Annotated in this window: 20 protein-coding genes; 11 read left to right on the top strand and 9 right to left on the bottom strand. The window is 64.6% G+C overall.

Going from position 1 to position 22918, the window contains the following annotated elements; all coding sequences use genetic code 11:
• The first annotated feature begins 187 nt into the window (after window positions 1-187).
• Window positions 188-1117, top strand: coding sequence for a Gfo/Idh/MocA family oxidoreductase (locus LZC95_53325; GenBank protein WXA95192.1), 930 nt, complete (start codon window positions 188-190; stop codon window positions 1115-1117).
• Here LZC95_53325 and LZC95_53320 read toward each other — a convergent pair.
• A complete protein-coding gene (locus LZC95_53320) occupies window positions 1098-1352 on the bottom strand; it encodes a hypothetical protein (protein WXA95191.1) in 255 nt (84 codons plus the stop codon). The two genes, LZC95_53325 and LZC95_53320, sit on opposite strands and share 20 nt — an antisense overlap.
• Window positions 1353-1415: 63 nt before the next feature.
• Here LZC95_53320 and LZC95_53315 point away from each other — a divergent pair, with 63 nt between their 5' ends.
• A complete protein-coding gene (locus LZC95_53315) occupies window positions 1416-2201 on the top strand; it encodes a helix-turn-helix transcriptional regulator (GenBank protein ID WXA95190.1) in 786 nt (261 codons plus the stop codon).
• A gap of 136 nt (window positions 2202-2337) precedes the next feature.
• Here the strand turns inward: LZC95_53315 and LZC95_53310 are convergent, their stop codons facing one another.
• Window positions 2338-3759 (bottom strand): hypothetical protein, encoded by a 1422-nt coding sequence (locus LZC95_53310; GenBank protein ID WXA95189.1) that lies wholly within the window; start codon window positions 3757-3759, stop codon window positions 2338-2340.
• Window positions 3760-3813: 54 nt separating this feature from the next.
• On the opposite strand from LZC95_53310, the gene LZC95_53305 reads away from it, so the two are divergent.
• The gene (locus LZC95_53305) at window positions 3814-6525 is read left to right on the top strand and encodes a protein kinase (GenBank protein ID WXA95188.1); all 2712 of its coding nucleotides are present in this window, start codon (window positions 3814-3816) and stop codon (window positions 6523-6525) included.
• Here the strand turns inward: LZC95_53305 and LZC95_53300 are convergent.
• Window positions 6498-7418 carry a LysR substrate-binding domain-containing protein gene (locus LZC95_53300; protein WXA95187.1) on the bottom strand — a complete coding sequence of 307 codons (921 nt, stop codon included), beginning with the start codon at window positions 7416-7418 and terminating at the stop codon, window positions 6498-6500. The genes LZC95_53305 and LZC95_53300 overlap by 28 nt on opposite strands.
• A gap of 75 nt (window positions 7419-7493) precedes the next feature.
• On the opposite strand from LZC95_53300, the gene LZC95_53295 reads away from it, so the two are divergent.
• Entirely contained in the window at window positions 7494-8069 is a 576-nt protein-coding gene (locus tag LZC95_53295; protein WXA95186.1) for an NAD(P)H-dependent oxidoreductase, read from the top strand.
• On the opposite strand, the gene LZC95_53290 is transcribed toward LZC95_53295, so the two are convergent.
• On the bottom strand, window positions 8070-9776 hold the full coding sequence (locus LZC95_53290; GenBank protein ID WXA95185.1) for a proline--tRNA ligase: 1707 nt from the start codon (window positions 9774-9776) through the stop codon (window positions 8070-8072).
• Window positions 9777-9855: 79 nt separating this feature from the next.
• Between LZC95_53290 and LZC95_53285 the strand changes: the two genes are divergently transcribed.
• The 4 genes from LZC95_53285 to LZC95_53270 all read left to right on the top strand — a co-directional run bounded on the left by LZC95_53285 (window position 9856) and on the right by LZC95_53270 (window position 13191).
• A complete protein-coding gene (locus LZC95_53285; protein ID WXA95184.1) occupies window positions 9856-10833 on the top strand; it encodes a hypothetical protein in 978 nt (325 codons plus the stop codon).
• Window positions 10830-11384, top strand: coding sequence for a sigma-70 family RNA polymerase sigma factor (locus LZC95_53280; GenBank protein ID WXA95183.1), 555 nt, complete (start codon window positions 10830-10832; stop codon window positions 11382-11384). The genes LZC95_53285 and LZC95_53280 overlap by 4 nt, the downstream gene beginning before the upstream one ends.
• Window positions 11381-12109 (top strand): hypothetical protein, encoded by a 729-nt coding sequence (locus tag LZC95_53275; GenBank protein ID WXA95182.1) that lies wholly within the window; start codon window positions 11381-11383, stop codon window positions 12107-12109. Before LZC95_53280 ends, LZC95_53275 begins: the two co-directional genes overlap by 4 nt.
• Window positions 12110-12297: 188 nt before the next feature.
• Window positions 12298-13191 carry a M12 family metallopeptidase gene (locus LZC95_53270; protein ID WXA95181.1) on the top strand — a complete coding sequence of 298 codons (894 nt, stop codon included), beginning with the start codon at window positions 12298-12300 and terminating at the stop codon, window positions 13189-13191.
• A 4-nt stretch (window positions 13192-13195) separates the two neighbouring features.
• On the opposite strand, the gene LZC95_53265 is transcribed toward LZC95_53270, so the two are convergent.
• Window positions 13196-14176: an SMP-30/gluconolactonase/LRE family protein gene (locus LZC95_53265; GenBank protein ID WXA95180.1), complete on the bottom strand. Its 981-nt coding sequence runs from the start codon at window positions 14174-14176 to the stop codon at window positions 13196-13198.
• 91 nt (window positions 14177-14267) lie between these two features.
• On the opposite strand from LZC95_53265, the gene LZC95_53260 reads away from it, so the two are divergent.
• Window positions 14268-14576, top strand: coding sequence for a hypothetical protein (locus LZC95_53260; GenBank protein WXA95179.1), 309 nt, complete (start codon window positions 14268-14270; stop codon window positions 14574-14576).
• Between the two features lie 64 nt (window positions 14577-14640).
• Here LZC95_53260 and LZC95_53255 read toward each other — a convergent pair whose 3' ends face one another.
• From LZC95_53255 to LZC95_53245, 3 genes are read right to left on the bottom strand one after another with little or no spacing between them, the layout of a single operon-like run.
• Window positions 14641-17274, bottom strand: a complete 2634-nt coding sequence (locus LZC95_53255; GenBank protein ID WXA95178.1) for a hypothetical protein — start codon at window positions 17272-17274, stop codon at window positions 14641-14643.
• Window positions 17275-17298: 24 nt separating this feature from the next.
• Window positions 17299-18543: a hypothetical protein gene (locus LZC95_53250; GenBank protein WXA95177.1), complete on the bottom strand. Its 1245-nt coding sequence runs from the start codon at window positions 18541-18543 to the stop codon at window positions 17299-17301.
• A 9-nt stretch (window positions 18544-18552) separates the two neighbouring features.
• Entirely contained in the window at window positions 18553-19497 is a 945-nt protein-coding gene (locus LZC95_53245) for a class A beta-lactamase-related serine hydrolase (protein ID WXA95176.1), read from the bottom strand.
• A gap of 316 nt (window positions 19498-19813) precedes the next feature.
• On the opposite strand from LZC95_53245, the gene LZC95_53240 reads away from it, so the two are divergent.
• Window positions 19814-20263: a hypothetical protein gene (locus LZC95_53240; GenBank protein WXA95175.1), complete on the top strand. Its 450-nt coding sequence runs from the start codon at window positions 19814-19816 to the stop codon at window positions 20261-20263.
• A gap of 157 nt (window positions 20264-20420) precedes the next feature.
• Window positions 20421-22391: a thioredoxin domain-containing protein gene (locus LZC95_53235; GenBank protein ID WXA95174.1), complete on the top strand. Its 1971-nt coding sequence runs from the start codon at window positions 20421-20423 to the stop codon at window positions 22389-22391.
• A gap of 30 nt (window positions 22392-22421) precedes the next feature.
• Here the strand turns inward: LZC95_53235 and LZC95_53230 are convergent, their stop codons facing one another.
• The gene (locus LZC95_53230) at window positions 22422-22823 is read right to left on the bottom strand and encodes a hypothetical protein (GenBank protein ID WXA95173.1); all 402 of its coding nucleotides are present in this window, start codon (window positions 22821-22823) and stop codon (window positions 22422-22424) included.
• Window positions 22824-22918: the final 95 nt, after the last annotated feature.

Here is a 22918-nt window from a genome sequence, read left to right as displayed (position 1 = left end):
CGGCGGGCGTCGCGCGCGAACCAAGCGTGACGGTTAGGTCCGGTACGGCATCGGCGAGCGGATGCAAAGCGATCCCTACAACTGCACTCGACGTTTTCATGTGTGTCATTCCACGAAAGATAAGGAAGCGTGACTGCCCTACGGATTCCTTGGAGTGTCCGGATGGTGTAGTCCCGGATCACACGAAATGAATACGACGGAACGCGACACGTTGGCGGTGGGCATCATCGGGCTGGGCGACATTGCTCAGAAAGCATATTTGCCGGCCCTCGCGGCGCAGCCGGGGCTCGACCTGCGGCTGATGACGCGCGACAAGTCCAAATTGGACCGCATCGGTGATGCTTACCGCATCGCCCAGCGCTACACGGATTTGGAGGCGCTCATTCAAAGCGGTCTGCGTGCGGCGTTCGTGCACGCCTCCACCGATCAGCACGTGCCCATCGTGGCACGGTTGCTCCAAGCGGGTGTGCACGTCTACGTCGACAAGCCGCTCGATTACACACTGGAAGGCTCACGCCATTTGGTCGAATTGGCGGAGCAAAAAGGTTTATCGCTCTTCGTGGGATTCAATCGGCGCTACGCCCCCTCCTATGTGGAGGCGCGGGAGCGGCCGCGGGATCTCGTGGTGTTCCAGAAGCATCGGCGTGGGTGCGCAGAGGACATCCGCACGGCCATCTTCGACGACTTCGTCCATGTGGTGGACACGCTGCGCTTTCTCGTGCCCGGCGAGGTGGAGCACACCGATGTGCGTGCGCGCGTCCACGATGGGCGGCTGGAACACGTGGTGCTCACCCTCGCCGGCGCGGGCTTCACCGCGCTGGGCGTACAGAACCGGGTCAGCGGCTCGACCGAGGAAGTCCTCGAGGTCTCTGGCGCAAACGCGAAGCGGCAGGTGATCCAAATCGCGGACGTCATCGACCACGACCGCCATCCCACCACGCATCGGCGCGGCGATTGGGTCCCCGTGGCCCGGCAGCGCGGCCTCGAGCAGGCGTGTCAGGCCTTTCTCCAGGCCGTGCGCTCGGGCACCGTGCTCTCCGCGCGCGATGCACTGCGCACGCACGAATTGTGCGAGCACATCGTGAAGCAGATCGAGCTCAGCGCGCGTTCTCGATGAGGGCGCGCAGCCGCGGATCGCGCAATTCGAAGAGGTCGAACAGGCCTACCGCGCGCACGGCGGGCACGAGCGCGAGCAAATCGCGCTCGGCGTCGCGCCGTGCTTCGTCGCTCGAGGCCGGGTCGAGGAAGGTGCGCGCATTGGCGATGAACGCGCCCACCGAGCCTTTGCGAACGCGAACCCCGTCGAGAACGGTGTGGTTGATGTCATCGGGAAGGATGTCTTCAGGTTTCATGGCCATGGATTTAGGGCTTCCCGATTGGCCAAACTCGCGCGTTATGGACTAAAAATAACGCAGATGGGCCAACGTCTCGACACCATCGTGGATCGCGAAGATGGGCCCGCCGTGGTGGCCGTTTTGCGAAAGGACGAGCGCGACCGTGAGACGGCGGCGCACAGTCATGCGCGTGCGCAGCTCTTTGCGTCGGTGTTCGGGCTCGTCACCGTTTCGACCAACGCGGGCCGCTGGGTGATGCCGCCGGGGCGCGCCATGTGGATCCCGCCCCGGGTCCGGCATGCCGCGCGCATCCACGGTCCCGCCGACGGATGGTCGCTGTACCTCGTGCCCTCGGTCTGCGCCGAGCTTCCCACGGCGCCGCGCGTGCTCCAAGTCACCTCGCTTTTGCGCGAGACCATCGAACGCGCCGCCACATGGACGCCGAAAACGCGCGCCCTCACGCCGCCCGAGGAGCGCATCGCGCGCGTACTCGTCGACGAGATCCACCACGCCGCCTCCGAGCCCCTGCACCTGCCCATGCCGCACTCGGCGTCGCTCCTGCGCATCGCACGCGCCTTGCTGAGCCGCCCGGCCGATGCCCGCACCGAGGAAGAATGGGCGCACGTCGGTGGCCTCGCCAAGCGCACCTTGACCCGCCGCTTCCGCACCGAGACGGGAATGTCCTTCGGTACATGGCGCACCCAGTTGCGCATCCTCGTCGCCCTCGAGCAACTCGCCGCCGGACGGGACGTGACGAACATCGCCTTCGACCTGGGCTACACGAGCGTCAGCGCCTTCATCGCCACCTTCCGCCGTGCGATGGGAACCACGCCAAAACAATACGCGATCGGTGTCGGGAAACTCTAAAGAATGATTTGATTGAACATGAAGGCGGGAAGGCGGGAAGGTTTTTAGAGTTCCGGTCTCGCAATCCTCTCATTCTTTAACCCTTCCTGCCTTCCCGCCTTCATGTGAATCCTCTCCTTTTGAGTCAGCACCACTGCTAATGGTACTTGCCAAACGCGAATGCCCAGTTGAAATAGCGGGGGGCGAGGTCGGCGGCGAGGCGGAGGCGCCAGGGGTCGTCGCCGAAGATGCCCAGTGGATTGAAACGGAAAAGCTTGATGTCCGTGCCCAAGGTGAAATGGGCGCGAGGGGAGCTGTCCTCGAAGCGGGTAGGCTCGAGGTAGGTACCGCCACGCAGAATGACCCAGTTGCGAACCACCTCCGTCTCGTAGCCTAGGCGCACGGAAAGCACCGTATGCTCGCCCGACGAAGCGTGGCGCTGGGCCACGAAGTCCGCGATGCCCACCGAGTTGGGCGCGGGGCCGGTCACCAGCACGCTTGCCAGAAGCAGCATTTGATGGCGGTCCCAGAGCGCCGCTTGCGCCTTTTCCGCCTTGAGAAAGCCTTCGATCTCCCGCCCGATGGCATCCTCCTCCTCGTTCTGCAGATGAAGCTCGCGCAGCTCCAGACCGCGGCGCACGCGCTCGCGCATCGCCTCCGGCGCCCGGGCGATTTCCTCGGCGTAGCCCGTGGCCCGGGAGAGCCGCCGGCGATCGTAGCGGGCCCGCACCTGCTCTTCGAGCACCGCGTCGCCCACGCGCGGAGGATTGAGCGGCCTGCGCCCGAGCTCGAGCGCGGTGCCGATTTCGACCTCCCACGGCACGGTCAAATGGTCCGGCAAAATGCGATTGCCTGCCACCTGCGAGCCGTCGGGCAGCTCGCTGATGCCGCGGATTTCGCGCACCACCAGCTCCGAGCGCAAGGTGGCACCGAGGCGGAAGGGCAACGTCCGCGGCTTCCAGATCACGCCAAACTGCGTGCCCGCCCCCGTGCGCGAGACCAGCGTCGTTTCGTTGCCACCGACCAGGTTTCCATCACCGGTGACCTGGTTCAAGTTGAAGGCCACCGTGCGGAAGCCGACTCCGAACAAGAGTTGATCGTTCGAGAACGAGCTGGCCAACGAGCCGGTCACGCGGTCGATGACCGCGGAGATGTCGCTTTTACCCCCCGATTGTTCCAGGCCGACGTGCAATTGATCGTAAACGACGGTGCCCCCGAATGGGCCATATTGAAGTTGAAGGCCCAAGTTGAAGGTCGTGGCGTTCGTGAAACGAGTCGGCAACGAGGAGAACTGTGCGCCTCGATTTTCGAAGTCGTTGCCAGCGAACGCACCGGGGTTGGTGAAGCCGAAGCATATGTCGAGTTCTCGTTTCCCCACGCTGTAGGGAGCGCGAACGGCGGGGGATGCGGCGTTGGAGTACTCGCCCTCGCACCACTCGGCGAGCGCAGTATATGCGCCGCCCATTCCGATGACCCGACTGGCCGTGGTCACGGGTCCTTGAAACAGGTCAAGCCCGTAGTCGCTGTTGGTGATGGCCGGTACGGTGTCCGCGCGTGCCGAGCTCGCATGGAGGAACACGCTCGCCGCGAAGACGTGTACGAGCCGAAGGTGATGTATGCTCGAAGATCCAGGATGCACAGCGATGCCCCTAGCGAGACGGATATCACGGCGGCCGCTGGAGATCGCCCGGAGATCGCCTTGCAACCGGGCATCGTGTTCGGCGCGCGCTACGCACTGGAGGAGCGCATCGCTTCCGGAGGCATGGGGGAGCTCTTTCGCGCCTTCGATCTGCGCCTGCAGCGCCGGGTGGCCCTCAAGGTGCTCCGCAAGGACGAGCAGGAGTCCGCGGACGCGCCCTCTGCGCGCATCTTGCACGAGGCCCGGGCCGCAGCCGCGTTGAACCACCCCCACGTGGTGGCCATCCACGACGTCGGCGTGCGCGAGGGCATCCCGTTCATCGCGATGGAGTACGTCGAGGGCCGGCCTCTGCGCGAGTTTATCGGGGCCGCGCTCCCCTTCCCCACCAAGCTGCGGTGGATGGCCGAGGTGGCGGAGGCGCTGACCGCGGCGCACGCAAAAGGCCTCGTTCACCGCGACGTGAAGCCCGACAACGTGATGATCCGCGACGACACGGGCAGCGCGAAGGTGCTCGATTTCGGCATCGCGCGCTCGTCGCACGCGTCCTGGTCGGAGGGGGGCGGTGTGGGCGCTTCGGCCTCCACCGTCGTGGGAACGCCGGGCTACATGGCCCCCGAGCAGATACGGGGCGAACCGTTCGACGGGCGCGCCGATCAATTTGCGTGGGGCGTGATGGCCTACGAGTTGTTCAGCGGAAAGATGCCCTGGCCCGAGTCGCGCGGAACCACTGCCCTTGCCACGGCGGTGCTCCAGGTCGTGGCCAAGCCGCTCGCGAACGTGCCCTTCGAGATCGCGCAGGTCGTCGACCGCGCGCTGGCGAAGCGCGCCGAAGATCGATACGCCTCGATGGGCGACATCGCGGCCGCGCTGAATCAGGCGGCGGGCGCGGCCGAGCCCCTACAAATCGCGACGGCGGACGCGCAGCTGGTCGATCCGCGGCTGCTCGCGGCGCGGCCGCCCGAGACCACGGCCAAGCCCAGGTGGCGGCGTCCGCGTCTGCGTTCGAAGCGCACGTGGCTCGTCGCGCTCGCGCTCGTTGGTGCGGCGGGCAGCGCGCTCTTGCTTCGGTCGCCCAAAGAGCCTCCAGCGCCCCCGGTGCTTGGCGCACCTCCGAAAACGCCGGCCTCGGACATGCCGGTGACCGCCCTGCCGCTCTCGGCCTCGTGCAACAAGACGGCGGAGATCCGCTACCGCGAAGGCCTGGCCGCCCAGCGCGAGGCCACGTGGGAGCTCGCGCGGCCGGCTTTCGAGCAAGCCGCAGCGGCCGATCCGCTCTGCCCCGAAGTGCAGCTGCAGCTGCTCGTCACCGCCTATTTCCGCTACACGGTGACGAAGGAGCGCGAGCAGTTTCGCCGCGTCATGTCCATGCGCGATGCGCTGAGCGAGCGCGATCGCGTGCTGCTCGATGCGTGGGCGCCGCTCGTGGGGCAGGAGCCGGCCAACCGCGAGGAGGCGGCGCGCCGCTTCGAAGTCGCCGTGGATCGCTACCCGCGCGATGCGCAAATGCTCACCCTTGCGGCCATGGCCCATACCTTTCTCGCGCTGGACCAGTCGGCGCTCGAGCGGACCATCGACTTTGCGCGAAGGGCCATCGCGGTCGATCCGAAGTACGGCGAAGCCTGGCAACAGGAGGCGGGCGCCCTGCTCCGCCTCGGACGCGCCGACGAAGCCATGAATGCGCTCGATCAGTGCATGCTCGTGGCGCCTGGCTCGGGGGAGTGCCTGCTCGATCGCATCCGCATCTTGAGCGCGCGCGGGCAGTGCAGCGAGACGGTAGCCTCCGCGCGGCAATGGATCACGAACGTGCCCCGCAGCTCGGGCGCGTACCGCCACCTCGCGAACGGACTGGCCTCGGAGGGTGCGCCGGCCGAAACAGTGGAGACCGCCCTGCAGCATTGGCGCAACAACACGCACGAAGAGAGCCGCGAAGCCCTGTACGTGTTCCACCGCGCATCGCTCGCCGCGTTGCGGGGCGACTTCGTCAACCTGGAGAAGCTCGTCGCGGAGTTCTCGGCGCGCATCGAGGACTCGGCGACGCTGTTCGACCATGCGCGCGCAGCCGCCATGCAGGTGGAGCTCTACACCGAGACGGGGCGCCCTGCGCAGGCGGCGGACGCGGCCGAGCAATTCTTGCGGCGAAAAGATGCATGGACCGAGGGCTTCTGGAGCGCCATTCCCTACGAGCCCATGATGTACGGCACCTTGCTGCGGCAAGGCCGCATCCCGCGCGAGCGCTGGCGAAGCTTGACCGAAGCATGGGAAAAGAGCGCGCTCTCCACCTTGGACAAGCGCCAGGCATGGTCGCTTCGATGGGGCGGGGCCGCCGAAACGCGCGAGATGGCGATGGAGGCCTGGAGCCTGCGCCCGCCGCCCGTGCCGCTTGCGGGCTCGCTCGAGCAGCCGGCCTCGTTGACCCTTCTCACCGACACGCTGCAAGGGCACGTGGGCATGATGGTCGGCGAATACGCCGAGGCCGTGCCCCTCTTCGAGCCAATGACCCGAAGCTGCCATGTGCTGGAGCAACCCTTCATGAACACGCGCGCCCATCTCTGGCTCGGCGACGCGAAAGAGCACACCGGCGACAAAGAAGGCGCCTGCAGAGCCTACGGCGTGGTCGTTCAGCGATGGGGCGAGGCCAAGCCGCGCTCGATCTCCGCCCATACGGCCAAACAGCGCCGTCAAGCGCTCGGCTGCAAGGGCTTGTGAAGCTCTCCTAGCGTAGTAACGAGGTAGTCGATGAAGGCGCGGACGGTGGGGGAGAGGCCGCGGGTCGTGGGGTAGACGACGTGCAGAATGCCGGTGTCGGATTGCCACTCCGGCAGCACGTGCACGAGCTGGCCGCGCGCGAGTTCGTGCTTGCAGTTCACCTCGGGCAGCAAGGTCACGCCGAGGCCATCGACGGCCAAGTACTTCAACACGATGAAGTCGTCGGAGAAGAAAAAAGGCGAGATCTCCACCGTGGAGAGCGCGCCGGCCGGACCGGTCTGCACCCAATGCACCGTGCCCGCGCGCGTGCCGAAGCCGAGCGCCGGCACATGTCGTAGGTCTTCGGGCTTTTCGAGGCCGGGGTATCGTTTCAGGAATGCAGGCGAGGCCACGACCAAGGCGCGCGCGATGCGCAAATGGCGCGTGACCAAGTGCGGATCTTCCTCGGCACGCGGACGCACGCGCAGTGCGACGTCGACGCCTTCCTCGACGAGATCGATGCGGCGATTGGTCACCACGAGCTCCATGCGAATGCGCGGGTATCGACGCAGGAAGCTCGCCAGATGCACGGCGACGTCGTCCTGCGCGACACCGAGCGGTGCCGTGACGCGAAGCTGGCCACGCGGCTCCGCGGTAAGGTTCTCCACCGTTTGCTCCGCGGCTTGGGCGGCGGCGAGCATGGCCTGACACTGCTCGTAGTACTTGCTCCCCACGTCGGTGAGCGACAGACGGCGCGTGGTGCGCTGAAGCAGCCGCACGCCGAGGCGCGTCTCGAGCTCGGCCACCCTCCGCGAGAGGCGCGACTTGGGAACACCGATGGCGCGCGCCGCCTTCGTGAAGCTCCCGCGCTGCACCACCTGCGCGAAAAAGTAGAGATCGTTGAGGTCGACCATTGTCCTATGGATAGAACAATCTATCTCGAATCAACTATCTAACGAAGCTTTGGTGTCCGGCGCAGGATGATCGACATGAAACTTCTTCATCTCGACTCCAGCATCCTCGGTTCCTCCTCGGTCTCGCGCGAGCTCACCCGGTCCATCGTGGACGGGTACCGCTCGAGTCATCCGGACCTTCAGGTGACCTACCGCGACCTCGCCAGCGATCCGCTGTCGCACATCGATGGCGACACCCAGAAGCGCGAAGCCACGCTCATCGACACGCTGATCGAAGAGCTGAAGGCCGCCGATGTCGTGATCATCGGCGCGCCGCTCTACAACTTCGCCATCCCGAGCGGGCTCAAGGCGTGGATCGATCACGTCGTCATCGCCGGAAAGACCTTCAAATACGGCCCCGCCGGCGTCGAAGGGCTCGTGCCCGACAAGAAGACCTACGTGGTCGCCACACGCGGCGGCGTCTACGAAGGCTCGCCCGTGGTGCAGATGCACGAGGGGCATCTCGAAACGGTGCTGCGCTTCGTGGGCATCCGCGACATCGAGTTCGTCCGCGCCGAAGGGCTCGCGATGCGCGAGGTGCGGGAGACGGCGCTGGCCGCGGCCCGCGCCCAAGTTGCAGCGCTCTTTCCGGCGGAGCAGGTGGCCGCGTGATCAGCTGCGAACGCGCGCGCGGATCGTCTCCACGGCGGCCGCGATGGGAATGAGCTCGACCTTCTTCGGATCGGCCTCGCTGCGCGGCTTCAGCTCGAGATGTCCGCCCGCGAGGGCCTTCGCGCCCAGGGTGACGCGCAGCGGGATGCCCAGCAGATCCGCGTCTTTGAACTTCACGCCGGGGCGCTCGTCGCGGTCGTCCCAGAGCACTTCGACGCCGCTTTCCTCGAGCGCGTCATGCAGTTTGCGCGCGGCCTCGAGCACCGGCGCATCCTTGCCCACCGTGACGATGTACACGTCGTAGGGCGCGATGGCCTTGGGCCAGTGCATGCCGTTGTCGTCGTGGTGCTGCTCGATCACCGTGGCCACCAGGCGCGAGACGCCGATGCCGTAGCAGCCCATCCAGATGGGATGGCTCTCCTGGCGTTCGTCGCTGAACATCGCCCCCATTTTCGTGGCGTAGTGCGTGCCCAGAACGAAGATGTGCCCGGCCTCGATACCGCGGTAGGAGGCGAGCTTTCCGCCAGCACAACGCGGACAGGGATCGTCCGTTGCGGCGAGGCGAACGTCAACGATGTCGCCGGTGAAGTCGCGCCCGTAGTTGACCCCCGTGATGTGGTAGTCGGTCTCGTTGCCGCCGGCGACGCCGTTGCGCACGTGCGAGGCCGCGCGGTCGACCACGATGCGCCCCTGGAAGGTGGTGGGCCCGGCAAAGCCGACGGCCGCCCCCGTGGCCTTTTTTACGTCGTCCTCGGTGGCGAGGGATACTTCGGCCACCCCAAGGGCGCGGGCAAGGCGCACCTCGTTCACCGCATGATCGCCGCGCACCACGACCATGACGATCTCGCCGTGCTGGCCAACGTAGAGCAAGGACTTGAGCATCTGCCCCGGCCCGATGCCGAGGAACGCCGTTACGTCATCGATGGAACCTTTGCCCGGGGTGTGCACCCTTTGCATTGCCTCCAGCGCCACGTCGTCGGGCGAGGAAGATTGGACGGTCGCGATTTCGATGTTGGCGGCGTAATCGCATGTGCCGCAAGCGACGATGGCGTCTTCGCCCGATTCGACGAGGGCCTGGAATTCTGCGCTCATCGAGCCGCCCATGGCACCCGAATCGGCGGCGACCATGCGGTATGTGAGGCCCATGCGATCGAAAATCCGACAATACGCGACACGCATGCGCTCGAAGCTCGCGAGCGCGGCCTCCTCGGAGATATCGAAGGAGTAAGCATCCTTCATGAGAAACTCGCGTGTCCGCAAAAGACCGCCGCGCGGACGCGGTTCGTCGCGAAACTTGGTTTGAATCTGATAAAGATTCTTCGGCATATCGCGGTAACTGCGGATTTCGCGGCGCGCAATATCGGTCACGATTTCTTCGTGCGTCGGGCCGAGGTGAAGGTCGCTCCCCTTGCGATCCTTGAGGCGGAAAAGAGTGTCGCCGAAGCCGTCCCAGCGACCGCTTTCTTTGTAATACTCCGCCGGAAGAAGGGCCGGCATGAGGATCTCCAGCGCGCCGGCGCGATCCATCTCCTCGCGCACGATGCGTGTGATCTTGTGGAGCACCCGAAGACCGAGCGGCAAGAAGTCGTACATGCCCGCGCCCACGCGCCGGATGAACCCCGCGCGGGTCAGCAACAAATGACTCACATTGGCCGAATCAGCCGGCGCTTCCTTGACGGTCGTCAGAAGGGCTCGCGAAAAGAGCATGATCGGAGCTCCTTAGCACAGTGCCTGTCGCGATATACTGGCGGGCGGCTTGGGCAATCTGCGGCTTTTTTCCTTGTGCATGGGCGTCGGGGTCCTCCTTTTCGGTGCGAAGGCGCACGCGAATCCGACGGCACGGCTCGTCTACGTGCGCAGTGCAGGAGCGACGGCGTGCCCGGACGAGGACGCGCTGCGCACGGCCGTGGCTGCGCGCCTCGGCTACGAGCCGTTTCGGCATACGGCGCCGGTCACCATCGTGGCCCGCGTCACGCGTGTGGCAGGCCTCTACCGCGGCGAGGTCGAGCTTCTCGACGAAAACGGCATCGAGCGCGGTACCCGCGCGCTGGCCGAGCGCACCGATCGCTGTGAGGACGTGGTGGCGGCGATGGCGCTCACGGTGAGCATTGCCATCGATCCATTGAGCCTGACGCGGTCGGCACCGCCCCCCGACGCCAACAGCGACGTGATCGACTTCGCGAAGGCACCTCCGCCGGCGCCCACACCGCCGCCGCCCCAACCCCCGCCGCCGGTGGCCGAGGAGCCGCACGAGGCGACGAATTCGCCGCCTCCGAAGACGCGGCCATTCGTGGGAACGACCTTCATTGGCGCTTTTGGCGTCGAACCGGCGGCGTCGTTTGGCATGTCGGCCTTCGCCGGGCTGCGCGCGACGACCTTTTCGGTGGCCATCGAGGGTCGCGCGGACCTTGGGACCTCGACCGATGTCGCGCCCGAAGGCCAAATCTCGTCGAATGTTCTGCTCGGCTCGATCGTGCCGTGCTTCCACGCGGGGCCGGCCTTCCTTTGCCCCGTGGTTTCGTTGGGGGTGCTCAACGGCTCCTCCAGCAGCATCGTGGGACCGCGATCGACCTCGACGCTCTTTGCCAGCGGGGGCGCGCGGCTCGGGGTCGAGCTGAACCTCACCGGTCCCCTCGCCCTGTTCAGCGCCACCGAGGTGGGTCTGCCCATGACCCGCCCCGAATTTCGCATCGACCGGCGCACGGTTTACACGCAGCCGGCCATCACAGGCAGCGTGCTTCTCGGGTTGATCGTGAATCTATGACAAAAGCCGCGCGCACCATCCAAGACGAGGAGATGGAGGTCGCACACGCGCGGGATGACGCTTTCCGGCGCCTCTTTGCGGCCGAATTTCGCTACGTTTGGACATCGCTGCGGCGCCTTGGCGTGGACAGCGCCGACTTGGACGATGTCGTGCACGAGGTCTTCCTCGCCGTACATCGTCGGTTCGACACCTACGATCCGAGCCGCCCCATTCGTCCGTGGCTCTTCGCGTTCGCGTTCCGCTTTGCGTCCGACTACCGCAAGCAGGCGCGCATTCGCTTTCGTTCGTCGTTCGACGGCGATGAGTCGGTCGATCCACGCCCCGCGCCGGACGAGCTTCTCGAACGCGCGGAGGATCAGCGACTCGCCGCAATCGGGCTCGAGGGCATCGCACTCGATCGGCGCGCGGTGTTCATCCTTTACGAGATCGACGAGGTGCCAATGGCCGAGATTGCGGCCTCCCTCGCGATCCCGTTGCATACGGCCTATTCGCGCCTTCGTGTCGCGCGCGAGGAGTTTGCGGCCGCCGTGCGGCGAGGAGGTGGGCGATGAAAGAGCCCAAGCCTCTGACGCCGTCCTTGGCGCGTCTGGTCCGCGCGGAGCGCCACGCCGACGGCCCGCCGCGGGGCGCGGAGGAACGCGCGTGGGAGCGGCTCGAGCGATCCATCGGAGGAGGAGGCTTCGATGAGGGAGGTCCCGACGGCGCGGAAAATCGCGTTTCCGGCGCGATGCTGCGCCCGCGTAAGCGCCTCGGTCGTGTCGGTCGCGTTTGCGCCGTGCTGGCGATCTTCGCGCTCGGCATCGTGGTGGGCGCTCTGGGCATGCACATGTTCGATGCTGCGAAGACGGCCGCGCCACCCGCGACGCAAATCGTCTATGTCGATCGCGCCGCCCCTTCGCCGTCGGCCGTGACCGCGGCGCCGTCGGCGACGGTCGCGTTGGAGATCCCGGACGAGGGCGCACCGCAGGCGCCGAGCCCTTCCGCGGCGGCGCTCCCCACGAGCCGACAATTGGCGGGCGAGCGCCCATTGCTGGATATCGCACGCGCCGCCTTGAACCGCGGCGAGGGCGAAGAGGCTTTGCGCGCAACCGATCGCCACAAATCGCGATTCCCCTCGGGCCTTCTCGCGGAGGAACGCGAGGCCCTGTCCATTCAAGCCTTACTTCTGCTCAATCGCACCGATGACGCCAAACGCCGCGCGATTCGCTTCCAACAGCGATATCCCCGGAGCGTGCTGCTGCCCGCCATCCAAGCCGCCGTAGCCTCCGCGCCGTAACGACATCGAATTACACGATTGACGATATTTTCGAATCTCGATCCGAAATATCGAATCATCGATCATGAACATGGTGTCCCAGGTGATGACATCGGGGGCGCATGGCCATATCCTCGTATACCCCTCCCGAACCGAAGTGGTGGGAAGGGAACCGAAGACGCTTCGAGCAAAATAAAACGAGGGCCGATATGCATAAAATTCTATCTGCATCCATGGTCGCCATTCTGGCCATGGGCGCCGCGGCGTGCTCCAGTGGAGGACCTGCTGCCGAAGTTTCCGCGCAAACATCCGCCGAGCACACGCAAACGGCGGCCGAAACGGCAATACCTGCGAATGCTCCCGTGAAGACGGGGTATTTCCCACTCGGGCCCAACGGCGAGTTGCAGAAGATTCAATATTCCGAAGTGAACGGCGAAGCGGTTTTCGAGGGCGACATTCTGCTCGACCGTACCGGCGAGCAATTGCTGCCGACGGGCATTCTGCGCGGGCAAAGCGTCACACCGCAGGGTGTCGCGATTCCGGGAAAGAACCGTCGCTGGAAGAACAAGGTGGTCGCGTACACCGTCCAGGAAGGTTTGCCCAACGTGCAGCGCGTGCACGACGCGATTGCCCATTGGCGGGAGCACACGTCCCTGACGTTCGTGGAGCGTACGCCGGAGAATCAGCGCCAGTATCGGGATTACATTCAATTCCGGGCGGGCGATGGCTGCAGCTCCACCGTCGGACGCAAAGGCGGTGTGCAGTACATCAATCTGGCCGAAGGCTGCGGCACCGGCGCGACCATTCACGAGATTGGCCACGCCGTAGGACTCTGGCACGAGCAGTCACGCGAAGATCGCAACGAGCACGTGACCATCAACATGGATAACGTTACCGAAGGCATGGAGCACAATTTCGAGCAGCACGTCTCCGACGGCGACGACATCGGTTCGTACGACTATGGGTCCATCATGCACTACGGCCCATATGCCTTTTCGAAGAATGGCCAGCCGACCATCGTGGCGAACGATGGTCAGCCCATCGGCCAACGCGACGTGTTGAGCCCCGGCGATCTCGAGGCCGTCGCCAAGCTGTATCCGTAGTTCGTTAGAAGGCCGAGCGAAGCAGGGCCGGTTTCGGGTTCGTCCCGGCGTTGGCATTCGCGAGGGCGAAGCTCGTGATCCACAAGGTGTCATTGGAGATGACGAGGCTCGCCGGAAAATCGAGCGGTGCACCGCGACCGCGCAACGCCATCGTGCCGTTGGGTTCGATGCGCGCGATTTGGTTCAATCGATTGGCCGCCACGAAAAGCGAGCCGTTCGGCGCGCGCACGAGTCCATCGGCGCCGCCGAGCAGCTCGCAGTTGGGACCTGCAACGGTGCGCGTGGCGCCCGCGGTGCCGTCGGCGTTGATGGCGATTTCGACGATGCTCGCCTTGTCGGTGTTGGCGACGTACACGAGGTTCTGCCCGAGGGCGATGCCGTTGGCGCCGATGACGAAGCCCGAATCCGTCCCAGGACCGCAATAGCCCTGCTGACCCGCGAGGAGCGCATGGTCCGAGAACAAGGAGACGGTGCCATCGCTCGCAATGCGAAACACGGCGCCCTTGTTCGAGTCCGTGACCCAAAGGCGACCGCCGGCGTCGAATTCGAGACCATTGGGGAACTTCAAATCGGGGTGCTCGGCAAAGAGTGTGGCGTCGCCGCCATCCTTGCCAACGCGGTAGATGCCGGATTTGACGTCGCCGGTCAGGGATACCAATGCCGCATAGAGCGAGCCTTGCGCATCGAATGCAAGGCCGGTCATGAATCCCGAGGTGGGCGACGAGGGCCCGGGCAGCTTGCCAAACGTCTGAATTGCGCCCGTCGCCGGGTTGACCCTCGCGATGATGCCCAGCGGAGCAAATCCGACGTACGCCGAGCCATCGCGAAAGGCGATGCCTTCGGGAAGCTGGCCTTGGGCGGCGTCGAAGGAAGCCACGACGGAGGGAGGCAACGGCGGCGGGTTTTCCTTGCCATCGTCGTCCGACGAGCAGGCGGCCAGAGCGAGGAAGGCGAGGCAGAAAAAGGATTTACCAAGTGAACTCATGCTCGCCAAGGTAGCGCCGCCCACAGGTGAAACCAGTGAAACGGATTTCACATTGGGATGAGCCAGATTCAACAATGCTAGACTGCGCCGGGTGACGAAGCGATCGAGAACCGAACGGCGCGCCCGCGAGCGCGCCACCGCCAAACTGGTACGCGACAAATGGAAAATCGCCACGTTTGAACCGGGCGGTGCCCCCGAGCGCCCCATCGTCGTCGTTTCCGCATCCGTGGTCGAATCCCACGCCCGCGCCCTACCGTGCGCTCTGTGCGGTGCCAGCGTGCGCATCGACGAACACGTCGCCGAAGAACACGACGGCCAGCGCCTCCGCGTAACGCACATCACGTGCATGCAATGCGGCGCCTCGCGCCCCTTGTACTACCGCATCGCGCAACCCAATTAGCCTTCTCCGCCCACTCGCACGCCTTCCCCACGAGCGTGATGCCGGCGATCCATGGAGCCGTGGCTCACCGCATGTTGGTCACGTTCCAGCCGTCGAGGATCACGAGCGGGGCGTCGCGGCCCAAGTCTTTGGCGGCGGCTTCGACGGTGAGGGTGCGCGTTTCGCCCGGTAATAGGGAAACGTAGTTGTCGCTGTAGAAGACCGGCAAAATGCGCTGGTTCGTGCGCCGGTTGCGCAGTTGGACGTGCGCCAGGAGGGCGACCGTGTTGGTCGGGTTGGACAAGGTCACATCGAGGAGCAACTTGCCTTGCGCATCGCGGCGCGTGACGTTCATGGCCAACGCGGCGGTCGGGAGAGAATTCAGCGCGGTGAAATCGTCGGGGTGCTCGGGCAGGGCGCGCCAGTAGAAGTTGTCCGAGAGCACCCGCCCCTGCGGATCGCGTAGCTCGACCTTCACGAAGTGCACCGCGGACAGGCCCGCGGGCCACGTGATGGCGCCGGCGTCGGTCGCCGACGAGGCGCGCGCCACCACCGGGGTTTGCGTCTCGGCCTTCAAGGTCCCATCCAAGTTGTAAACCCGAACGCGCGCCGTCAGATCGGACACCGCCTGCGTGCCATCGTTGATGACCATCACGTGAAAGTCATTCTGGTTCATTTGAATATGAACCGGCTCACACGCCTTTCGCACGGCAAACAGCGATGCATTCGGCTCCAGATCATGGCTGTACAGCTGCCAGACGAAACTCGGTTGTGCAGGATTGCTCATCCACGTAATGACGCCCGTCGTCGGAGCAAAAAGCTTCGCAAAGCGCCCCTCGTACATCGCGCGGTACGCTTCGTAATTCATCAATTGGGCGCGGCGCACGAAGCCCCCGAGATCCGACCAGGCCCCATAGCGCTTCGTCAGAACATCCGCGTACATCCGAGGATCGTCGCGCCCCTGTTGGGCCCCCCGCGCGAGATCGTGCTCGGCCCAGTCGTCGTTGATCGTATTCCAGTCCTTCTCCGGCATCATCGCCTGCACGGCTTCCAACGTCGGAATCGAGACACTGCCAATTTCCGTCTTGAAGGCCTCGTCCCGCGGAAACTCGTAAAACTTGCGCGGCTCGCGCCATGAATACGGCCCGCCCGAGCGAACGCCCCGCCCGTCGGACGAATTGGGCTGGTAGAGGCGCTGCGGATCGAGTTCGGACATGATCCGCTGGATGCCTTCGTCGATGGCCGCCGGCTCGGGATCGCCCTCGTTGCGCCCGCACCAGAGCGCAACCGACGGATGGTGCCGATAGCGCAGCACCTTTTCGCGCACATTGGCCAGATACCGCGGCACGTTGTCCGGATTCGGGCCATCGAACGGGTTCGGCTGGAAGAACTCGTCCCAGAGCAAAAGGCCATATTGGTCGCAGAGATCGTAAAGGTCTTCGCTGGTGCTCTGGCCAACCCAATTGCGAATCATCGTATAATTGGCCATCTTGTGCATGCGAACCTGGGCCTCGAGGCGTTCGCGCGGAATGCGCTTCAAGCCCTCGTCCAAGCCCCAATCGCCGCCTTTGGCGATGACCGGCACGCCGTTGACCGACAAGGTCAGATTCTCCGTCCCCGGCACGTGGTAACTGATTTCGCGAATGCCGAAGGTGACGTCCCGCCGGTCCGACGTTTGGCCGTCGCCACCGCCCGCCACGACATCGAACCGAAGGTGCATCGTATTGAGGTTTTGCGGCCCATAGCCGTTGGGCCACCACAGGCGCGGATTCAGCACGTGGAGCTCGGGCACCGTGTCGGCGCCCAGCTTGATCGTGCGTGACTCGTTCGGCTCGAGGGTGACGCTGCGCTGGACGTGCACGCCGTCGAACATCGCGTGGAGCACGCCAGCCTGCGGCGCATTGGTCACGTTGTGCAGCGTGGTCTCGAGGGCGAGATCCGCCGAGTCGGTGCGCGGAAGCGGAAGGTCCGAGGTGACGAACGGGTCCTCGATTTTGACGGGCCCCGTCGTGGAAAGCGTCACCTTTTGCCAAATGCCCATGTTGCGATCGCGGATGCCCGGCAGCCAGTCCCACCCGATGGTGCAGAGGAACGTGGGTCCGTCCTGCACGAGAACGCCGCCGTTCACCCCCGCGCCGGTCGCGATGGTTTTCTCCTCCGGATCGCCGGGGTGCGGCGGCGGGTGGATGAGAACGGCAACGGCGGCATCCTCCCCCGGCTCGACGAAGCCGCTCACGTCGAAGATGCCGCGCGCGAAGGCGCCCTCGATGGTGCCAATCTGCTGGCCGTTCACCCAGACATCGGCCGTGTAGTTGATGCCCTCGAAGTTGAGCCAAATGTGTTTTCCGGTGCGCACACGCGGGACATGGAACTCCGTGCGGTACCAATACGAAGTACGGCACAGGCTCTCGGGAATCTTGTCGGGCCGGTTGTTCTCGCCATACAGCGGTTCGGGGTACACACCGTCGTTCACCAGGCTCGTCAGTACCGTGCCCGGCACCGTCGCCGCGTACCAGCCCGAGGCCGCGTAACCGACTTGCGAGACCGCGGCGCCGGATTCGCGCACCTTCGCCACGTCCTGCAAAAACCAGCCAGACGACAAGGTCAGCGCGTTTCCTTGCGAAAGGCGCGCTTCCTCGTCTTCGCCGGTGGCGCACGTACATGCCGCCACGAGAACGGTCACACCTGCAAGCACACTGCGCAGTAATCTCGAGCTCACGCCCGCACGTTAGCTCTCAACGAATCAACGCGGCCACGGAATATGCACCGTCACCCGCTCACGAAGCTGCTCGTTGATGAGCCAGAGTTCACCGGTCGCGGGCCAATACGAGAGATTCTCGCTGTTCACGGGGGCCTGCCCGAGGCGCGATGTCGACACGCCACCCACTCCGCCGTGAAGGCACGACGGACGATCGGCCGGTGGGTCGTCCGCGTACTCCGGACACAACCCGGTCAGAACGAAATACCCATCGCGCGCGACGGCGCCTTGCATGGCCCACACGGGCGAGAGAAAGCCCTCCGACGCGTGCACCCGTTGATCGGCTTGTGTCGCGAGCAAGCCGCTCGTTCGATCCATGGGCCAACGAACGACGCGCCCCTTTCCACGCGGCACGTGCTCCGCCGCCATGAGTGAGCCAGCGCCGGTATGGTCGAACGCGAGCGACGCGAAACAGGGACGCGTCCCGGTGGTGTTCGCGCAAGCCCCACCGCCCGGGTACCAATAGGCCCCGACCTGAGGCAAGGCAAAGGCGTGATAGCGCGCGTGGTACTTCCCGTCGCTGCCGCGCCCGACTTCGGCGGTGCTCGTGTCCATCGACCAGAGATGGCGCACGTCGAACACGCGAATCACACTTCCGGTGGTGGCGACGCAAAGGAAATTGGCGTACCAGGTGAGACCGTGGCCATGTCCTGGGATGGCGGCGAAGTTGGTATTCGAGGTTGGCTCGACGAGCAGAACGTGGCGATAGGTCACGTGCGCGAGATCGGTGACGTCGGCAAAGGAGACGCGAAGGAACGTGTCACCGCTGGTGTGCCACGTGGCCACTACGATGCGGCGGCCATTCACCGTGCCCGAGGCAGGGTTGGCGTCGCCGGAGCCGGTCACGCCTTGGGGGATCCACACGTTTTCGTCGTCGTCCTCGCCGTCCTGCCAGCAGAATCCCTTTGGATTCAAGTTGGCATTCAGGTGCGTGGGATGACACAAATTGCGCCCGGTGCGGTTCGCCGACGCGAGTACGTCGGAAACGCCTTTGGCGCGAAGCTGCGGAATCCTTTCCAGCTCCGCAATGCGATTCGCATACTCGGTGAAGGTGGAGCCCGCGGTGAGCTGGTAGCTGTCCACGGTGGCCGCGTCCAGGCGCGGGAAGGCCGCTGCCGCCACCGCGGGCTGCGACACCTGTTGCGTTGGTTGCGTGACGGCATCCTCGCCATCGTCGGAGCCACATCCCAGCGCCATCAGCGCGCAACCCAAGGCCATCCACGCTCGCATGGCGGGTGCTCAGAGCAAGGATTGCGCCCCGATGCGCTCGTAGACCCTTGGGATCACGTCGAGCTCCGACTTCACGCCCTTGGTGAACACGGCAACGACGAAATCGCGGCCATCGGGAAGGAGCACGCGCCCCACCAGATGACGCACGTCGTACGCGTCGCCGGACTTTGCCCAGATGCGGGAGCCCTTTGGAAGGGCCCGTCCCGCGAGCCTGGCATTCTCGAGCTCCCCCTCCTCGGACTTCACCTCCCCGCTCGCGCGCTCCAGAAGCGCCATCATCTCGTTGGTTCCGGCGGGGCCGGCCACCTCGCCGCGCACGATCTCGGCGAAGATGCGCGCCGCCTCCAGGGCGCTCATCCGGTTGCGATTCTTTCCGCCGTCGCGATAGGCCTGCTCCCGACCATAACTATCCTCGCAAAACGTCTTTTGATTGGCATTGAGGTTCGTGTACCCACGGCGGTGGTACCACTCGGTGACGGCATTGCGCTTCGTCTTCCAGGCCTCCCATTCGTCGCCCTCGAGCTCCGGCCCCGAGGTGGTGCCCGTGATCGAGTCCACGACGAAGCCCGTCGCGTCGTTCGACGAGACGGTCACCATGTCCTTGACGGCCCGGGCGAGCTCCGGTGTGTCGATGAGTTGCCGCGCCTCTTTCGAGGCCTCGTAATAGGCGAGGTAGCAAAGCTTCACCACCGACGCGGGATAGTACGAAACGTCGCCCCGGTACGCGCCCGAGCGACCGCTTCGAAGATCGATCACTGCAATGGAGAGCCCTTCGGGCGTGAGCCCCTTCTTCGCAAACTCGCCCGCCGTCTCGGTGGCTATCGTCGAAAGCACCCGATCGAACTCGGGCGCCCGCACCGTGGCGACGGTGGGCCGAATCGGAAGCGGTGCGGAACTGCCCAAGGAAGAGGAACAGGCGCCCACGAGAAGCGCCATCGCAACGTAACGAATCATGCGCGCAGTCTAAACGGCAACCCCCTGGATCAGCCCACCGGATCCTCGCCTCCCCAGTCGCGCTGAAGAAGAAGAGAAAATTCATATGAAGGCGGGAAGGCGGGAAGGCGGGAAGGCGGGAAGGCGGGAAGGTTTTTGGGAATTCACTCGTCCAGCGGACGAACTGGAAACCCTAAAAAGTGTTCCGCACCGCGCCCGCCGTACGTCCTTCCCGCCTTCCCGCCTTCATGTGAATTCTCTCCCCTCTTCATTTTTGCCCCGCGAGCGCCAATGCCTTGCATCGAATGGCGCGCCCGTGCAGAGTAGGAAGCGCGGAATGCATCCGAAGCTGAAGTTCCTCTTGGCCCTTCTGGTGACCATGGCGGTATGGTTCACGGCGGCGCCTGCGTGGGCTTCGGAGCTTCCAGGTATGGTTTCCCGCACGGCCCCCGCCGTCCCCAGTGTCCCGTCGCGCGCGGCCCCGCTTTGCGACATTCGCGGCGCGACCATGTTTGCCCCGACGCCGACGTTGGATGGCCCAAGCGCCTCCGTCGACGTGGGGGAGCCCGACGCGAGCTGCCTGCCCACGTTCGAAGGCCATAGCTACGAGCAAGGGCATCACCCCTCGCCTTCTTCCTCCGGCGAAGCCGCCCCGGAAGGGCTGCCCCCTGGGAACGCGCACGCGCTGCGAATGCCTCTAACAGGCTTCGTCGCGTGGCCGATTCACCAAGAAACCGCGCCCGCTGGCGTGCGTCACTCGATCGAACGTCCGCCGCGGCTTGCCTGATCACGGGGCCTTATCGCGGCCTGAATTGCACGGCTATTTCCGTTCTTGACCGAGAACGCGGCACGTTCGCGCGCGCATTGGCGCAGCGCTGTGCCCATCGCCATTCCCATTTTCGAGTTTCGCGCGGGCCCCTGGGCCTGGACGCAAAGGATTCGTCATGTCCAAAAATACCCAAGAAGTACGCGACGTCCCCGGCGGAGTCGCCATCATCGGTTTTTTCCTGAGCTTTCTCTCCGGCGGCGCCCTCATGTGGGGCTACGACGCGCACCGTCTGCAGACCCTTCGCGGCAGTGAATCCGCGGGGGCGGATACCGCACCGTGGAGCGATTCGGATTCGCCCATTCCGGTCGACAGCAACGACCCCATGTGGGGCAATCGCCTGGCGCCGGTCACCATCGTCGAGTTTTCCGATTTCGAATGCCCATTCTGTGGGCGCGTCGAACCTGCGCTGGAGCAGATCAAACAGAACTACGGCCCGGACAAAGTCCGCATTATCTGGAAACACTTGCCCATTCCCAATCATCCGCACGCGCAATCGGCGGCCGAAGCCGCGGAGGGTGTCTTCGCCCTCAAAGGCAGCGAGGCATTCTGGAAGTTCCACGATCTGGCCTTCCGCAACCAAAACGCACTCTCACCCGAGAGTTACGAGCGCTGGGCGCAACAATCGGGCGTCACCGATATGGCGAAATACAAAGCGGGTCTCGCCTCGCACAAATGGGCGAGCAAATGCGCGCAGGATGCAGCGCTGTCTCAGCAGCTCAATGTCAACGCAACGCCCGCTTTCTTCATCAACGGCGTTGCGTTCTCGGGCGCACAACCTTACGACAAGTTCAAGGCGGTCATCGATCAGGAGCTCGGTAAGGCGCAGGCGAAGATTGCGGCGGGCGTACCTAAGAGCGAAATTTATACGCGATCCTCGAAGGAGGCGAAGAACGCCCCACCGCCGCCGCGCGCCGAGGCGAAAGACGACGGCTTGTGGAAGGTGCCGATCGGTAAGAGCCCCGTGCTCGGCTCCGACAAAGCTCTTGTAACCATCGTCGCGTTCTCCGATTTCGAATGCGTCTTCTGCAAACGCAGTGAGGCGACCATGAAACAAGTACGTGACGCGTACGGCGACAAAGTGCGCTTCGTTTGGAAGAATCAGCCGATTGTATCGATTCACAAACATGCCGAAGCCGCTGCGCAATTCGCACTCGCTGCACGCGCCGAAAAAGGAGACCAAGGCTTCTGGGACGCGCACGCCAAGCTTTTCGAGTCCGCGCCGAAGCTCGAGGACGAGGATTTTGCGCGCATGGCCAAAGAGCTCGGGCTCTCGGTGGAGCGCGTTCAGAGCGCCATCAAGGAGCACAAATACAAGAAAGAGATCGACGCCGATCAGGAGCTGGCCGACGAATTCGCCGCCGCGAGCACGCCGCATTACTTCGTCAATGGACGGCGCATCGTCGGTGCGGAACCTTTCGATAGGTTCAAAGGGGTCATCGACGAGGAGATCGCCAAAGCCGGCGCACTTCTCGCCAAAGGCACGAAACCGGCGGATCTCTACGACACGCTCGTCAAAGACGGCAAGGGCGCACCGGACCTCGAGAAGAAAACGCTCCCCGCACGCATCAACGCGCCGACCAAGGGCAATCCCAATGCGAAGGTGACCATCGTCGAGGTCAGCGACTTCCAGTGCCCCTACTGCCGGCGCGCCGAGGATACGATGAAGGAAGTGATGAAAAACTATGGCGACCGCGTGAAGCTAACGTGGCGCCATTTCCCGCTCGCCATGCACGAGGACGCCGGGCTTGCAGCCCAGGCGAGCCTCGAGGCGTTCAAGCAGAAAGGCTCGGACGGCTTTTGGAAGATGCACGATCTACTTTTCGCCGCCCAACCGACCCAAAACGGATTCAAGCGGGAGGCCATGGAGAAGTACGCCGAGCAAGCGGGGCTCGATCTCGCCAAGTTCAAGGCGGCGCTCGACCATCAAACTCACCGGGCCGTCGTCGACGAGGACGTCAAGGCCGTGAGCGAGGCCGGGATCAACAGCACACCGGGCTTCATCATCAACGGGTACTTCATCAACGGCGCAGAGCCTTATCCGAAGTTTCGCAAGGTCATCGACCGGGCGCTCGCCGAAAGCAAGTAAGGTACTTCCATTGCCCCTCGCACCGTCGACTCAGCTTGCGTGATTGTTGAAGTCGATGGTGTACGTCTCGGTTTTGCCGGGCGTGATGTAGCGGCGAAACACTCCGTGCGAGCCGTCGGCGCTGACGTCGACGAGCTCGCCGGGCTCTGCATCGATGTAGACGAGCTCTTTCTTACCGTTGCGGTGCTCCACGAACACCTTGGTTTCGGCCAAACCCTGCGTGCGCGCCGAATAGACGAAAAGATCCGGACGGTTGCGCGGCGTGAGCGGAGCATCGCGGTCCGTCACGTCGTCCGTCACGCTCACGATGCGCGAAGCGTTGGCCGCCGACGCATCCTTTGCGTGATCGTCGTGATGAAAAATCGCGCTCAGCCCCACGAAGGCAACGGGGAGAACGACGAGCGGGAGCAGACGCTTGATGGTAAGTCGCATGATGATGTCCTTTCGCGGGCGCCGTCCGATTAATTTCGTCCGCCGTATCTCCCGCCGTGGCCCACCATTCAGCAACGCACGTGCCGGTGATGTCG

It is taken from the genome of Sorangiineae bacterium MSr12523, assembly GCA_037157775.1.
In the GTDB taxonomy this organism is placed as follows: domain Bacteria; phylum Myxococcota_A; class Polyangia; order Polyangiales; family Polyangiaceae; genus Pendulispora; species Pendulispora brunnea.
Note: the sequence above shows the minus strand (reverse complement) of the source record. Positions and strands in the feature narration are given on the sequence as shown.